Source organism: Scandinavium sp. M-37 (assembly GCF_043558715.1).
In the GTDB taxonomy this organism is placed as follows: Bacteria; Pseudomonadota; Gammaproteobacteria; order Enterobacterales; family Enterobacteriaceae; genus Scandinavium; species Scandinavium vulneris_A.
Map to the genome: position 1 here is coordinate 1 of NZ_JBIGIN010000020.1, position 14,341 is coordinate 14,341.

Consider the following 14,341-nt stretch of genomic DNA (forward strand, 5'->3'; position numbering starts at 1 on the left):
GTTTTAACAAATCAAAAGGGGTTTTGATAACTGGCTCAAAGCTGAAAGCTTTACGGAACCCCCAGCCTAGCTGGGGGTTTTCTGTGCACAATAAAAAGCCCCGTGAAATCACGGGGCTCAGAATGAATTGATGAGTGCGAATTAACGCATCGTCACAAACTCTTCCGCAGCTGTCGGGTGGATGGCGACGGTATTGTCGAAGTCTTTCTTGGTGGCACCCATTTTCAGCGCCACGGCGAAGCCTTGCAGGATTTCGTCCATCCCGAAACCAATGCCGTGGATACCGACAATTTTCTCTTCCGGGCCAACGCAAACCAGCTTCATACGGCACGGCTGACGGTGAGAGGTGACGGCGGTGTACATCGCGGTGAAAGAGGATTTATACACTTTCACGGCATCGTCGCCGTACTGTTCACGCGCCTGCGGCTCGCTCAGGCCGATGGTGCCGATTGGCGGATGGCTGAACACCACGGTCGGGATGTTGCTGTAGTCCAGATGCTCGTCTGGCTTGTTGTTGAACAGACGCTCGGAAAGGCGACGGCCTGCGGCAACGGCCACCGGAGTCAGTTCAACGGCACCGGTGTTATCGCCCACCGCGTAAATGCCCGGCACGCTGGTGTTCTGGAACTTATCGACAACGATGTAGCCCTTGTCGTTGGTTTTCACCCCGGTCGCCGCCAGATTGAAATTGTCGGTTTCTGGCTCACGGCCAATTGCCCAAATCAGGCTGTCGACGGTCTGACTGCGGCCATCTTCGAGCTCCAGCGTCAGGCTACCGTCGGCATTTTTAACAACTGCCTTCGGCACCGCATGGGTATGCAGCGTTGGGCCTTCAGCAGCCATCACTTCTACCAGGGTCTCGACAATCATCGGGTCGAAGCTGCGCAGCGGGGCGTGTTTACGCACGAACAGGTGCGTTTCAGCGCCCAGACCGTTAATCACACCCGCCAGTTCGACCGCAATATAACCCGCACCCACTACCGCCACGCGTTTCGGCAGGGCAGGCAGGGCAAAGAAACCGTCGGAGTCGATGCCGTATTCCACGCCCGGAATGCTCGGGTGGCTTGGACGGCCGCCGGTGGCAATCAGAATATGGTCGGCGGTCAGGGTTTCCCCGTTCACTTCGATGGTTTTCTCATCGATGAAACGCGCAAAGCCTTTGATAACGTCCACTTTATTTTTGCCCAGCACGGTGTCGTACGAGCTGTGAATGCGGTCGATGTAGGCGGTGCGGCTGGACACCAGTTTGTTCCAGTCGAAATGGTTAAGCGTAGTATCGAAGCCGTAGTCCGGGCCATACATATGAATGGCCTCGCGGATCTGCGCGGCATGCCACATCACTTTCTTCGGCACGCAGCCCACGTTCACGCAGGTGCCGCCGAGTTCTTTGGCTTCAATCAGCGCACATTTCTGGCCATACATGGCCGCGCGGTTGATGGAGGCGATGCCGCCGCTGCCGCCGCCGATTGCGATGTAGTCATAATGCTTAGTCATAGCTTCTTCCTTAATCGTTGATTGCCGCGATTGTATACCTGGAATCCATAGGTTCCACCGATGATTGCGATTACTCCGGTACGATCCAACTCACGGTAGCGTGACCGGTGCCCGCCGGAACGAGCTTTTTGTGCAGCCAGGGCAGAACATTTTTCATCTGTTGTTCGAGCTTCCACGGCGGGTTGATAACAATCATCCCCGAGGCGGTCATGCCGCGCTGATCGCTGTCCGGACGTACCGCCAGTTCGATTTGCAGGATGCGGCGAATGCCGGTGGCTTCAAGCTCTTTGATCATGCGTTTGATTTGCGCCCGCAGCACTACCGGATACCACAGCGCGTAGGTGCCGGTCGCGAAACGTTTGTAGCCGTCGCTGATGCCGGATACCACTGCCTGGTAGTCAGTTTTAATTTCATACGGCGGATCGATAAGGATCAGGCCACGGCGCGATGCAGGCGGCAGCTTGGATTTAAGCTGCTGATAGCCGTCGGATTTCTCCACGCGGGCGCGGTCATCTTTCTGGAATTCGGAACGCAGCAGCGGGAAATCGCTCGGGTGCAGTTCGGTCAGGCTCAGGCTGTCCTGCTCGCGCAGCAGCTGGCGTGCAATCAACGGGGAGCCCGGGTAGTAGCGCAGCTGACCGCTGCGGTTGAAATGTTGTACCACGCTGATATACGGCTCTAATTCCGCAGGCAAATCATCCTGCTGCCAGATACGAGCGATGCCTTCCAGATATTCACCGGTACGTTCTGCATGCTCGCCGCTCAGCTGGTAACGACCGGCGCCTGCGTGGGTATCGAGATAGAGAAACGGTTTTTCTTTCTCTTTCAGCGATTCAATGATCAGGCTCTGAACGGTGTGTTTGAGGACGTCGGCGTGGTTGCCGGCGTGAAAGCTGTGGCGATAACTGAGCATGGATAAACGTATTCCAGATTGTAAGCGTAGGCCCGATAAGCGAAGTGCCATCGGGCAAAAATAGAGCGTATCGGCACAGTATACAGAAAAGTCTCTGTCGCCGCGAAAGCACAAGCGCTGCCATTGAAATCCTCTACAATTATCCCCATTCTACAAAGATATGTGCCGCGCCGGACGTGCGCCTCATTCACCTTTTTCAACAGGACCGCGCTTATGACCAATCCATTACTGACGCCTTTCGAACTGCCGCCGTTTTCGAAAATCCAGCCTGAGCACGTTGTGCCTGCGGTCACTAAAGCGCTGGACGATTGTCGCGCCGCGGTAGAAAGCGTCGTTGCCCAGGGCGCGCCGTACAGCTGGGAAAGTCTCTGCCAGCCACTGGCCGAGGTCGACGACGTGCTGGGCCGTATTTTCTCCCCGGTAAGCCACCTGAACTCCGTCAAAAACAGCCCGGAATTGCGCGAAGCCTATGAGCAGACCCTGCCGCTGCTGTCTGAGTACAGCACCTGGGTTGGCCAGCATGAAGGGCTGTATCAGGCCTATCGCGACCTGCGCGAGGGCGATAACTATGCGGGCCTCAATACCGCGCAGAAAAAAGCGGTCGATAACGCCCTGCGCGACTTCGAGCTGTCGGGGATTGGCCTGTCGAAAGAAAAACAGAAACGCTATGGCGAAATCGCCGCGCGTCTGTCCGAATTAGGCAACCAGTACAGCAATAACGTGCTGGACGCCACCATGGGCTGGACCAAGCTGGTCACCGATGAAGCCGACCTTGCCGGGATGCCGGAAAGCGCCCTGGCGGCGGCAAAAGCCCAGGCCGAAGCCAAAGAGCAGGAAGGTTATCTGCTGACGCTGGATATCCCGAGCTATCTGCCGGTGATGACCTACTGCGACAACGCCGCGTTGCGGGAAGAGATGTACCGCGCCTATACCACCCGTGCATCCGATCAAGGCCCGAACGCCGGGAAGTGGGACAACAGCCCGGTAATGGCCGAGATCCTCGCCCTGCGTCATGAGCTGGCGCAGCTGCTGGGCTTCGAAAACTATGCCGACAAATCACTCGCCACTAAAATGGCGGAAAACCCACAGCAGGTGCTCGACTTCCTGACCGATCTGGCGAAACGTGCCCGTCCGCAGGGTGAGAAAGAGCTGGCTCAGCTGCGCGCCTATGCGAAAGCAGAATTTGGTGTCGACGAGCTGCAGCCGTGGGATATCGCCTACTACAGCGAAAAACAGAAACAGCATCTGTACAGCATCAGCGATGAGCAACTCCGTCCGTACTTCCCGGAAAACAAAGCCGTCAACGGTCTGTTTGAAGTGGTGCAGCGCATTTACGGCATCACCGCCAAAGAGCGTAAAGACGTGGACGTCTGGAACCCGGAAGTGCGTTTCTTCGAGCTGTACGACGACAAAAACGAACTGCGCGGCAGCTTCTATCTCGACCTTTATGCGCGGGAACACAAGCGCGGCGGGGCGTGGATGGACGACTGCGTCGGCCAGATGCGTAAAGCCGATGGCTCGCTGCAAAAACCGGTGGCCTATCTCACCTGTAACTTTAACCGCCCGGTCAGCGGCAAACCGGCGCTGTTCACTCATGACGAAGTGATAACCCTGTTCCACGAGTTCGGTCACGGTCTGCATCATATGCTGACCCGCATCGAAACCGCGGGTGTGTCGGGCATCAGCGGTGTGCCGTGGGATGCGGTCGAACTGCCAAGCCAGTTTATGGAAAACTGGTGCTGGGAGCCGGACGCGCTGGCGTTTATCTCTGGCCACTACGAAACCGGTGAACCGCTGCCGAAAGAACTGCTGGATAAAATGCTGGCGGCGAAAAACTATCAGGCGGCGATGTTCGTTCTGCGTCAGCTGGAATTTGGCCTGTTCGATTTCCGTCTGCACGCTGAGTTTAACCCTGAGCAGGGTGCGAAAATCCTCGAGACGTTGGCTGAAATCAAGAAACAGGTTTCCGTGGTGCCGGGTCCATCGTGGGGCCGTTTCCCGCACGCCTTCAGCCACATTTTTGCCGGTGGCTATGCGGCGGGTTACTACAGCTATCTGTGGGCCGACGTGCTGGCGGCAGATGCCTTCTCCCGCTTCGAAGAAGAGGGGATTTTCAACCGTGAAACCGGCCAGTCGTTCCTCGACAACATCCTGACCCGCGGCGGTTCCGAAGAGCCAATGACCCTGTTCAAACGCTTCCGTGGCCGCGAGCCGCAGCTGGATGCGATGCTTGAGCATTACGGCATCAAGGGCTGACACGTTAGTGAAAATCTGTTTAGTAGATGAATCAGGCGCCAGCGATGGCGCCTTATCTGTTCTTGCGGCCCGTTGGGGTCTGGAACACGATGCGGATAACCTGATGGCGCTGGTGTTAACCCCGGAGCATCTGGAGTTACGTAAGCGCGATGAGCCGAAGCTCGGCGGTATCTTTGTCGATTTTGTCGGTGGGGCGATGGCGCACCGGCGCAAGTTCGGCGGGGGCCGCGGCGAGGCGGTGGCAAAGGCGGTTGGCATCAAAGGCAGTTATCTGCCGGATGTCGTCGACGCCACGGCAGGGCTCGGTCGCGATGCGTTCGTGCTGGCGTCCGTGGGCTGCCGGGTGCGGATGCTGGAGCGTAACCCGGTGGTGGCCGCGTTGCTCGACGATGGTCTGGCGCGCGGATACGCTGACCCGGAAATTGGCGGCTGGTTGCAGGAACGTTTGCAGCTGATTCACGCCTCCAGCCTGACGGCGCTGACCGATATCACGCCGCGCCCGCAGGTGGTGTACCTCGACCCGATGTTTCCGCACAAGCAAAAGAGTGCGCTGGTGAAAAAGGAGATGCGGGTATTCCAGTCGCTGGTGGGGCCGGACCTGGATGCCGATGGCTTGTTAGGGCCTGCGCAACAGCTGGCGACCAAACGGGTGGTAGTAAAGCGCCCGGACTACGCCCCGCCGCTGGCCAACGTGGAAACGCCGAATGCGGTGCTCACCAAAGGGCATCGATTTGATATTTATGCGGGGACGACAGAAGCGGAATGAGGGGGTGGTTCCGGTTAGCCGCCAACGTCCGTTATGGCGATTTTCAGCCAGATACTCAATACCCTTAGTCCCCTCGGGCACGGGGATTGATAAGGGGAGCGTGGTGCTCCCCTTATCCCGTTCACGTTATGCACGGTTTACGGAGCCTGCAGAACATCTGGTGAACGGAACAATTCCACCGTGAGCGATATATCAGGGATGGGTGGAACACCCTCCCCCAAACACTTACTCGTCTTCTTCGTCACGCAGTGGAACAATCAACATATCCACATGCACGGTATTAATCAGCTGGCGAGCCGACGACATCAGCTTGCTCCAGAAATCCTGATGATGACCGCAAACCACCAAATCCATATCGTATTTCTTAATAGCATCGACCAGCACCTGGCCGAGATCACCGCTGCCGCTCAGGGTTTCAGTGATCGGATACCCGGCGTTAGTCGAAAGCTCGCTTAATGCGTGGTGCGTTTCTTCAGAGATACGCTTTTGCATATCGCCCAGGTTAACGTCGATCAGGCCGGTGTAGAGATCGGAGTAATTCACATCGACATGAATCAGGGAAACTTTCGCGTTGTAAGGGCGCGCCATAGAGACTGCTTTGTCGACCAAAACCTTGCTTTCCGGGGAGAGGTCAACCGCGATAAGAATGTGTTTGTAAGCCATAGTGTTACTCCTTCCTTAAGTCTTTGGTTACGTATTGAGTATAGTCAACTCAACCTTAAAACGAGCCTTAAGTTACGTCAATGACCCTTGATCACCAATTAGTTAAACAAATCCTTTATCTTTATCCATTGATTACGATTAAGGATGTGGCAAAAAAATCAGCGGATCTCCTACACTATTAAAAGAGCCGGTCGGATAAGTTAATGTGACCGGATTCTCACTCTTTCACTGACTGTCTGTTGAGTTTCGGGTTGCGGTAGTCCCGGAGGGAGTCTCCGTGGGCGGGTCGCCGGGGAGGAGATATGGTAAGCACTGTCGCGCTGTTTTGGGCTTTGTGTATCGTGTGTGTGGTGAATATGGCGCGCTACTTCTCATCATTGCGCGCCCTGTTGGTGGTGCTGCGTGGTTGCGATCCCTTACTCTATCAGTATGTGGATGGCGGAGGCTTTTTTACCTCCCACGGTCAGCCGGGCAAACAGGTGCGTTTGGTGTGGTATATCTACGCGCAGCGCTATCGCGATCATCATGATGATGAGTTTATTCGCCGCTGTGAACGCGTTCGTCGCCAGTTTGTCTTAACCAGTGCGCTGTGTGGCCTGGTGATTATCAGCATGATTGCATTGATGATTTGGCACTGACTCTTAATTTAAAAAGTACTGAGATAAAAAAAACGGGTCAGTTTCCTGACCCGTTTTTTATTGTGCCTGAACGCTTAGATTAACTTCAGACTCAGCCAGTACAGCGAGCCAGAAAGGATAATCGCCGCTGGCAGGGTCAGTACCCACGCCATCAGAATGCTGGTGACCGTTTTACGTTGCAGACCGCCACCGTCGACGAGCATCGTACCCGCAACGGAGGACGACAGAACGTGGGTGGTGGAGACCGGCATCCCGGTGTAGCTCGCCAGACCAATCGATACGGCGGCCGTCATCTGCGCGGACATACCCTGCGCATACGTCATGCCTTTCTTACCGATTTTCTCACCGATGGTGGTCGCCACGCGACGCCAGCCAATCATGGTACCAATGCCCAGCGCCAGTGCGACGGCCATGATAATCCAGATAGGCGCGTACTCGATGGTGCTCAGCATATCGGTTTTAAGCTTCTTCAGCAGACGCTGATCGTCGGCACTCACGTCCGGCAGCTTCGCCACTTTATCGGTGGTGTCAGAGATGCACAGCATGATGCGACGCATCTGGCTGCGCTGCTCAACGCTCAGCTTGTCGTAGCTCTCAATGTTGTTATCCAGCATCCCTTTCACGCGGTTGAGCGCGTTAATGGTGTTGGCCGGATGACAATGGAACTCGCCAGGCTGGGTTACGCCCTGCTCAGGAGAAGGGATCAGCTGGTCAACGCCGGTCACTTTTTTCAGCAAATCAGGATGCTGCTGGAAGTAGATTTCGACGTTGTTGACGGCGTCACGGGTACGCGTAATTTCGTAACCAGACGCATTCATGTTGACCACAAAGCCCGCCGGTGCCACGCCAATCAGCACCAGCATCACCAGACCAATGCCTTTCTGACCGTCGTTCGCCCCATGGGAGAACGCCACGCCAATGGCAGAGATGATCAGCGCAATACGGGTCCAGAATGGCGGCTTTTTCTTACCGTCTTTCTTTTCACGTTCGGCTGGCGTCAGGTGAATACGCGCCTTTTTCTTGGTGTTGCTCCAGTAACGACGCAGAATGAAGATTAAGCCACCGGCAACCACCAGGCCGACGATAGGCGAAATAATCAGAGAACCGAAAATCCCCATCACTTTAGGGATGTTCAGCGCGTCCACCACTGAGGTGCCGGTCATCAGGGCGTTGGTTAAACCAATCCCGATAATCGCCCCGATCAGGGTGTGAGAGCTGGATGCCGGAAGGCCGAAATACCAGGTACCGAGGTTCCAGATAATCGCCGCTAACAGCATAGAGAAGACCATGGCGAGCCCATGAGCAGAGCCCATGTTGAGCAGCAAATCCGTTGGCAGCATATGCACAATCGCATAGGCTACGCTCAGACCGCCCAACAGCACGCCAAAGAAGTTGAAGATTGCCGCCATTGCCACCGCGAGCTGGGAACGCATTGCACGGGTGTAGATAACGGTCGCTACTGCGTTTGCGGTGTCGTGGAAGCCGTTAATCGCTTCGTAAAACAACACAAATCCCAGAGCAAGCAATAATAAAAGCCCGGTATGTAAATCCAGGCCAGTAAACAAATGTAGCATAGGACGTTACGCCATTTATGAGGACATGAACGCGGCGCATTATCCAGGACAAACGCAGCGTGGGCAAAGAGAAATATAGACTTTTATTGATATATGTTCACTGACGTAAAAATAGCGTCAGGAATTACTCTATAAGTTTCAAAGGCATGACCATTCATCAAAAAATTCTGACTGGTCGTACCGCAAGGGAAAATTTACAATTCCCGACATTCAAAATGAGAGGACGGGCGTGTGGAAAGGTTTGATGCCATTGTTGTCGGCGCAGGCGCGGCGGGAATGTTTTGTGCAGCGCAGGCGGGACAGGCGGGGGCGCGAGTGCTGCTTCTGGATAACGGCAAAAAGCCGGGCCGCAAGATTTTAATGTCCGGCGGCGGACGCTGTAACTTCACCAATATGTACGTCGAACCCGCGGCGTACCTGAGTCAGAACCCGCATTTCTGTAAATCGGCGCTGGCCCGTTACACCCAGTGGGACTTCATCGATCTGGTCGGCAAGTACGGCATCGCCTGGCATGAGAAGACCCTCGGCCAGCTGTTCTGTGATGATTCCGCCGAGCAAATCGTGGCGATGCTGGTGGCCGAATGCGAAAAGGGCAACGTGACCACGCGCCTGCGCACCGAGATCATCAGCGTTGAACGCACCGAAGAAGCTGACTACGTATTACAGCTTAACGGCGACACGGTGGCCGCGAAGAAGCTGGTGATTGCCAGCGGCGGGCTGTCGATGCCAGGCCTTGGGGCCTCACCGTTCGGTTATAAAATTGCCGAGCAGTTTGGTCTGAAGGTGTTGCCGACGCGTGCCGGGCTGGTGCCGTTCACGCTGCATAAACCGCTCCTGGAACAGCTCCAGGTGCTCTCCGGGGTCTCCGTTCCGTCGGTCATTACTGCCGATGACGGCACCGTGTTCCGTGAAAGTTTGCTGTTTACCCACCGCGGCCTGTCCGGCCCGGCGGTACTGCAAATTTCCAGTTACTGGCAGTCCGGCGAGTTCGTCAGCATCAATCTGCTGCCGGAGTGTGATCTCGACGCCTTCCTCGATGAGCAGCGTAACGCCCATCCTAACCAAAGCCTGAAAAACACCCTGGCGATGCAGTTGCCAAAACGGCTGGTGGAATGTTTGCAGCAGTTAGGGCAAATCCCGGACGTGCAGCTCAAGCAGTTAAACAGTAAAGATCAGCAACAGCTGGTGGAGACGCTCACTAACTGGCGCGTCCAGCCGAACGGCACCGAAGGCTATCGCACGGCGGAAGTGACGCTGGGCGGGGTGGACACCCACGAACTCTCTTCCCGGACCATGGAAGCGCGCAACGCGCCGGGGCTTTATTTCATCGGCGAAGTGATGGACGTGACCGGTTGGTTAGGTGGCTACAACTTCCAGTGGGCGTGGGCCTCGGCGTGGGCCTGTGCGCAGGCGCTGGTGGAGGCGTAAGGTTTTCAGTCAGGTGATTTCAGCAGGGGATTATAAGAAGGCACAAAATAATTCCCTGTTTTTATCACGGGAAGGTAATATGTCTAACCCCTTCACAGTTCGCATGCACACGGAGAGAGCATGAACTTTTATCTTATTCTTATTACTGCTTTGTTGGTGAAGCTTTTGCTCACTTACGCCCTGTATAAAAAGAATCGAGATACTTTTAAGCGATTGAGCTTAAAGGCAAAAGGCGCAGTGGTCAGCGTTGGATGGATGATAAGCTACGGCTTGTCTCAGCTGATTGGCGTGCTGGTTGTTTAAGTCACGTCGCCCTTTATAAGAAAGAGCCAGCCCAAGCGCTGGCTCTTTTACTTTACCTTCCCGCTCAGTTAAGCCCCAAGAACGTCTGTGCAATCTTGAAGTAAATAATCAGCCCGGTGCCGTCAATCAGGGTGGCGATAAACGGCGCGGAAACCACCGCCGGATCGATACCTACGCGCTTAAGCACCATCGGGATAACCGACGACACCACCGCACTCCACAGGGTGATACACACCAGCGTCAGGCTGACGATAATCGTGATTTCTGGCCCGATACCCATCATCCAGGCGCGGAAACAGCCCGCCGCACCGAGCGTGATAGCAATCAGCAGTGAGGTGGTTACCTCTTTGCGGATAACCCGCCCCATATCGCGCAACCGTACCTCGCCGAGCGCCATGGCGCGCACCAGGGTAGAGGTTATCTGCGTACCGCTGTTACCGCCGGTGCCGATCAGCAGCGGGATAAAGAATGCCAGGGCAATGGCCGATTCGAGCGCCTCTTCAAAATGCTGAATAACGCTGCTGGTGTAGGCCTCTGCGACGAACAGCAGCAGCAGCCAGACAGAACGTTTCTTCCACAGCGCCACCGGACTGGTGTCCAGATACGGCTGCTCCAGCGGCAGCGTCGCTCCCTGACGCTGAACGTCTTCGGTGACGTCATCGGCCAGCAGATGGTCAATCTCTTTTTCCATCAGGCCGCCGACCAGCACGCCGTTTTCCAGCACCGGCACCACGCTTAACTGTCTGTCAGCCAGCCTGGCCGCAACCTGCTGGCGTTCATCGTCCGGCTTTACATGAAAGACGCAGCTGTCCATCAGGCTACAAATGGGCTGGCCCTCATCGCTTTCCTGCAATAATTTTCGAACGGATAAAATTCCCCGCAGCTTATTTCCGGCGACCACAAAAACATGACCAGGAATATCATCATTTTGCAGCTGCTTGAGAAAGGATTCACGGGCTTCATGCACGCAGTAATGATCGGCCAGTGCGATAACATTCTGCGACATATAGTGATTGATGGTGTCACCGTCAAAAACGGCGGTAGGTGTGTTAGCCGCAAACTGGATTTGAGACATGTTGATTTCCCTATAAAAAATACCTCATAGGGGCGAACAAACAAGACAGGAATAGCAAACTGAGCAGATCCCTACGTCCTGGATTTAGCACTGTACAACGTATCCGCCCGGCATAAATGTCCGGCAGAAGTTATCTTGGCAACACCTTGATTCGATGGATGCCTGTATTTCCCTGTGTGGTCTCTCTCGATACCATCAGGGCGATAACTTATATTTGTACAGGAGCCTCGCCATAACGAGATCGTTAAAATGTGCGGCCATTATATTCAGGTCGACCATTTATTCGATAAGGAAATGAGCTTGGTTGAGGCTGTATTTAGAATTACCTTATTGTTGTTTCGGTTAATACCCGGCGCGCGGCGATGATACGGCTGGCCCAGTAGGGATTACTCAGGAGTGAAATAGTGACCCCTTTACGGCTTGACGCATGGATAAACCGGTCCTCACCAATGTAAATTCCCACATGCCTTTGCGCCCGCCCGGTTTTGAAAAACAGCAGATCGCCAATGCGCAGGGTTTTTTGTCTCGCTTTCTTACCCCGGTTGATCTGTCCCCCGGTGGTGCGGGGCAAGTTAACGGCAAACGCATCACGATAAAGACGGCGGGTCAGGGCGGAGCAATCAATCGCCTTATGCGAGTTTGCGCCCAAACGGTAACGGGTGCCTTTCCAGTGTTGATACTCACGCATCAGACGCTTGCGGCGCTTAAGATTTGCGGCGGTTTTAGCGGGCTTAACGACAAGATACTTGTTAGCCGGTTTATTGGGATGGTGCGGCACGGAGGTGCTCGCCAGGGCTGTATACTGGAAGCCAAATAAACAGCACAGCCATAAAAAAATACGTAAAGAATTCATCAGCGCTTATCAACAAATAGCAATATTAAGAAATAAGAAAAGTCGCAATGATGCTACTTTTTTCAGCCGTGATGAGCAATATGAATAGATTGAATTGTATTTTCGAATAAATGACTGTGTTGTAAATGATTGAAAAATATTAATTTAATGCAGAAGTGCCAAGGAGAAAATTTCTCCCTGTGAGATTGCTGGAAAAAGAGGAGTAGTAGATTAGTGTATTAAGAGGCCATGCAACTGCGAGCCACTGCTGCGTGATATCGCAGTTTTGATGCGCAGCATTGCCAGTGTGTTTTTCGATTTCATCCGCAGTTTATGCTGGATATTGACCCGGTGGCCGCTGGCGGTTTTTTGCGAGATATCCAGTTCGCGGGCAATTTTTACATTTTGCAGGTGGAACACATCAAGGATGTCCAGCTCGCGTTGGGTGAGGACATTCTGGCGCGGCTTGGGAAAATAACGGACAATTTTCTGGATGTAGTGCGGTGTGCACTCCATTGATGAGAACACCACATCGCCCATCTTGAAGCAGTGATCTTTAATAATATCCTGCATCAGAATCATATATTTAACGTTAAGTCGCTTCACGGATTTAATGAAGTAATCGCGCAGAAAAAGATTCTCAATTCCCACCACCAGATAGTGCGCTGGATTATAAGACTGAAGGTACACATCAATATCCTGCTTACAGGTGATTTGATGAGAGTCGAAAACCTGTGACTCGATACCTGTGCACAGGTAAAAGTTATCGCTAACGAAGCTTATGTTCATAATTGAAGAGTATTCCTGAGCGGTAATTGAAAGAAACTAACACAAGAGGTGGTATTTAATTTTAAATTTTTTCAGTCGCTTGCTTATCGTCCTAAACAGTACGGTTATTGTCCCGGGGGGTAAACCTCAAGAATGTTAGATATCTTTTTTTACACAATCGCGAGAATAGTTAACGGATTGTTTTGCATAACCTTTAAGTGCGATCGGTGAAAAACATGCAGTTACATTTGTGCGGATCGCGTTGGGGTTCGTTCGGGCTGCGAGGGACACCGGCCTTGTCAGCGTGGGCTTTATTTCCCCGGCTCTCCTCATTCTTAATATTATCCTAATCTACCTCCGCTAATTTCAACTGCGTTGAGCTGGCGTTTATCTCCACGCGCTTTTCGACCCTTCTTATTATTAATTCGTTTAACTCCGCTGGCGCAGGATGATTTTTGGTTAAACCCCAACGTTCAGGGTAAGGATAATCAATGAGTAACTTTTTACCTTTCTCACGCCCGTCCATGGGGGATGAGGAATTCGCTGCGCTGAAAGCGGTCTTGCAGTCCGGCTGGATAACTACCGGGCCAAAGAACGCGCAGCTTGAAGAGGCGTTTTGCGCCCTGACCGGCAACCGCCACGCCATTGCCGTCAGCTCCGCTACTGGCGGGATGCATGTCACCCTGATGGCGCTGGATATCGGCCCCGGCGATGAAGTGATCACCCCGTCGCAGACCTGGGTGTCGACACTTAATATGATTGAGCTGCTCGGCGCCACCCCGGTGATGATTGATGTCGATAACGACACGTTAATGATCACCCCGGAAGCGGTTGCCGCCGCCATCACGCCGCGCACCAAAGCCATTATTCCGGTTCACTACGCCGGGGCGCCGTGCGACATCGATGCCATTCGCGCCCTCGCCGACCCACACGGTATTCCGGTGATTGAAGACGCGGCCCACGCGGCAGGAACGTACTACAAAGGCCGTCACGTCGGCGACAAAGGCACCGCGATTTTCTCCTTCCACGCAATCAAAAACATGACCTGCGCCGAAGGGGGATTGATCGTCACCGATAACGATCGGCTGGCGTTGCGGATTCGCAGCCTGAAATTCCACGGTCTCGGCGTCGATGCCTATGACCGCCAGACCCATGGCCGAGCGCCGCAGGCGGAAGTGATTTCCCCGGGCTTTAAATACAACCTGGCGGATATCAACGCCGCGATGGCGCTGGTTCAGCTCGGTAAACTGCCTCAGGCCAATCTTAAACGCGCTGAAATGGCTCAACGCTACTTAACCGAACTCGCCGACACCCCGTTTCAGCCGCTCGCCATTCCGGCGTGGCCGCACCAGCACGCCTGGCATCTGTTTATCATTCGGGTGGATGAATCCCGCTGTGGTATCAGCCGCGACGGGCTGATGGAACAGTTGAAGGCGCAGGGTATCGGCACCGGCCTGCATTTCCGCGCCGCGCACACCCAAAAATATTACCGCGAACGCTATCCGAACCTCTCCCTGCCGAACACGGAGTGGAACAGCGCGCGCATATGTTCTCTGCCTCTCTTCCCGGATATGACTCATGACGACACAACCCGCGTCATTTCTGCGCTCCATCAGCTCGCAGGACATTGA

General features: G+C 54.3%; 13 protein-coding genes and 1 riboswitch. Of the genes, 6 read left to right on the forward strand and 7 right to left on the reverse strand.

Going from position 1 to position 14,341, the window contains the following annotated elements:
* Nucleotides 1-141 precede the first annotated feature (141 nt).
* Both gorA and ACG0Z5_RS15035 read right to left on the reverse strand, forming a co-directional pair.
* A complete protein-coding gene (gene gorA, locus ACG0Z5_RS15030; RefSeq protein WP_394448622.1) occupies nt 142-1,494 on the reverse strand; it encodes a glutathione-disulfide reductase in 1,353 nt (450 codons plus the stop codon).
* 70 nt (nt 1,495-1,564) lie between these two features.
* Nucleotides 1,565-2,407, reverse strand: a complete 843-nt coding sequence (locus ACG0Z5_RS15035; protein WP_394448624.1) for a 23S rRNA (adenine(2030)-N(6))-methyltransferase RlmJ — start codon at nt 2,405-2,407, stop codon at nt 1,565-1,567.
* Nucleotides 2,408-2,620: 213 nt separating this feature from the next.
* Between ACG0Z5_RS15035 and prlC the strand changes: the two genes are divergently transcribed.
* Both prlC and rsmJ read left to right on the forward strand, forming a co-directional pair.
* The gene (prlC, locus tag ACG0Z5_RS15040; RefSeq protein ID WP_394448626.1) at nt 2,621-4,663 is read left to right on the forward strand and encodes an oligopeptidase A; all 2,043 of its coding nucleotides are present in this window, start codon (nt 2,621-2,623) and stop codon (nt 4,661-4,663) included.
* A 7-nt stretch (nt 4,664-4,670) separates the two neighbouring features.
* A complete protein-coding gene (gene rsmJ, locus ACG0Z5_RS15045) occupies nt 4,671-5,429 on the forward strand; it encodes a 16S rRNA (guanine(1516)-N(2))-methyltransferase RsmJ (RefSeq protein ID WP_394448628.1) in 759 nt (252 codons plus the stop codon).
* A 225-nt stretch (nt 5,430-5,654) separates the two neighbouring features.
* On the opposite strand, the gene uspA is transcribed toward rsmJ, so the two are convergent.
* Nucleotides 5,655-6,092, reverse strand: a complete 438-nt coding sequence (gene uspA / locus ACG0Z5_RS15050) for a universal stress protein UspA (protein ID WP_003861223.1) — start codon at nt 6,090-6,092, stop codon at nt 5,655-5,657.
* 302 nt (nt 6,093-6,394) lie between these two features.
* On the opposite strand from uspA, the gene uspB reads away from it, so the two are divergent.
* Nucleotides 6,395-6,730: a universal stress protein UspB gene (uspB, locus tag ACG0Z5_RS15055; RefSeq protein WP_319627112.1), complete on the forward strand. Its 336-nt coding sequence runs from the start codon at nt 6,395-6,397 to the stop codon at nt 6,728-6,730.
* Nucleotides 6,731-6,804: 74 nt separating this feature from the next.
* On the opposite strand, the gene pitA is transcribed toward uspB, so the two are convergent.
* On the reverse strand, nt 6,805-8,304 hold the full coding sequence (gene pitA / locus ACG0Z5_RS15060) for an inorganic phosphate transporter PitA (RefSeq protein ID WP_394448632.1): 1,500 nt from the start codon (nt 8,302-8,304) through the stop codon (nt 6,805-6,807).
* 231 nt (nt 8,305-8,535) lie between these two features.
* On the opposite strand from pitA, the gene ACG0Z5_RS15065 reads away from it, so the two are divergent.
* Nucleotides 8,536-9,732, forward strand: a complete 1,197-nt coding sequence (locus tag ACG0Z5_RS15065; protein WP_394448634.1) for an NAD(P)/FAD-dependent oxidoreductase — start codon at nt 8,536-8,538, stop codon at nt 9,730-9,732.
* Between the two features lie 120 nt (nt 9,733-9,852).
* Nucleotides 9,853-10,035 carry a hypothetical protein gene (locus tag ACG0Z5_RS15070; protein WP_394448636.1) on the forward strand — a complete coding sequence of 61 codons (183 nt, stop codon included), beginning with the start codon at nt 9,853-9,855 and terminating at the stop codon, nt 10,033-10,035.
* 64 nt (nt 10,036-10,099) lie between these two features.
* Here the strand turns inward: ACG0Z5_RS15070 and ACG0Z5_RS15075 are convergent, their stop codons facing one another.
* The 3 genes from ACG0Z5_RS15075 to ACG0Z5_RS15085 all read right to left on the reverse strand — a co-directional run bounded on the left by ACG0Z5_RS15075 (nt 10,100) and on the right by ACG0Z5_RS15085 (nt 12,524).
* Nucleotides 10,100-11,110 carry a magnesium transporter gene (locus ACG0Z5_RS15075; protein ID WP_394448638.1) on the reverse strand — a complete coding sequence of 337 codons (1,011 nt, stop codon included), beginning with the start codon at nt 11,108-11,110 and terminating at the stop codon, nt 10,100-10,102.
* 62 nt (nt 11,111-11,172) lie between these two features.
* A riboswitch (M-box (ykoK) riboswitch) is annotated at nt 11,173-11,357 on the reverse strand.
* A gap of 75 nt (nt 11,358-11,432) precedes the next feature.
* Entirely contained in the window at nt 11,433-11,963 is a 531-nt protein-coding gene (locus ACG0Z5_RS15080; RefSeq protein WP_394448640.1) for an NlpC/P60 family protein, read from the reverse strand.
* Between the two features lie 210 nt (nt 11,964-12,173).
* A complete protein-coding gene (locus ACG0Z5_RS15085; protein ID WP_394448643.1) occupies nt 12,174-12,524 on the reverse strand; it encodes a LuxR C-terminal-related transcriptional regulator in 351 nt (116 codons plus the stop codon).
* A 677-nt stretch (nt 12,525-13,201) separates the two neighbouring features.
* Here ACG0Z5_RS15085 and arnB point away from each other — a divergent pair.
* Nucleotides 13,202-14,341, forward strand: a complete 1,140-nt coding sequence (gene arnB, locus ACG0Z5_RS15090; protein ID WP_394448645.1) for a UDP-4-amino-4-deoxy-L-arabinose aminotransferase — start codon at nt 13,202-13,204, stop codon at nt 14,339-14,341.

Coding starts and splice junctions, on each gene's coding strand:
- ACG0Z5_RS15080 (WP_394448640.1), bottom strand. CDS start 11,963: ATGAATTCTTTACGTATTTTTTTATGGCTGTGCTGTTTATTTGGCTTC.
- arnB (WP_394448645.1), top strand. CDS start 13,202: ATGAGTAACTTTTTACCTTTCTCACGCCCGTCCATGGGGGATGAGGAA.
- ACG0Z5_RS15085 (WP_394448643.1), bottom strand. CDS start 12,524: ATGATTCTGATGCAGGATATTATTAAAGATCACTGCTTCAAGATGGGC.
- uspA (WP_003861223.1), bottom strand. CDS start 6,092: ATGGCTTACAAACACATTCTTATCGCGGTTGACCTCTCCCCGGAAAGC.
- prlC (WP_394448626.1), top strand. CDS start 2,621: ATGACCAATCCATTACTGACGCCTTTCGAACTGCCGCCGTTTTCGAAA.
- pitA (WP_394448632.1), bottom strand. CDS start 8,304: ATGCTACATTTGTTTACTGGCCTGGATTTACATACCGGGCTTTTATTA.
- ACG0Z5_RS15075 (WP_394448638.1), bottom strand. CDS start 11,110: ATGTCTCAAATCCAGTTTGCGGCTAACACACCTACCGCCGTTTTTGAC.
- ACG0Z5_RS15035 (WP_394448624.1), bottom strand. CDS start 2,407: ATGCTCAGTTATCGCCACAGCTTTCACGCCGGCAACCACGCCGACGTC.
- uspB (WP_319627112.1), top strand. CDS start 6,395: ATGGTAAGCACTGTCGCGCTGTTTTGGGCTTTGTGTATCGTGTGTGTG.
- gorA (WP_394448622.1), bottom strand. CDS start 1,494: ATGACTAAGCATTATGACTACATCGCAATCGGCGGCGGCAGCGGCGGC.
- ACG0Z5_RS15070 (WP_394448636.1), top strand. CDS start 9,853: ATGAACTTTTATCTTATTCTTATTACTGCTTTGTTGGTGAAGCTTTTG.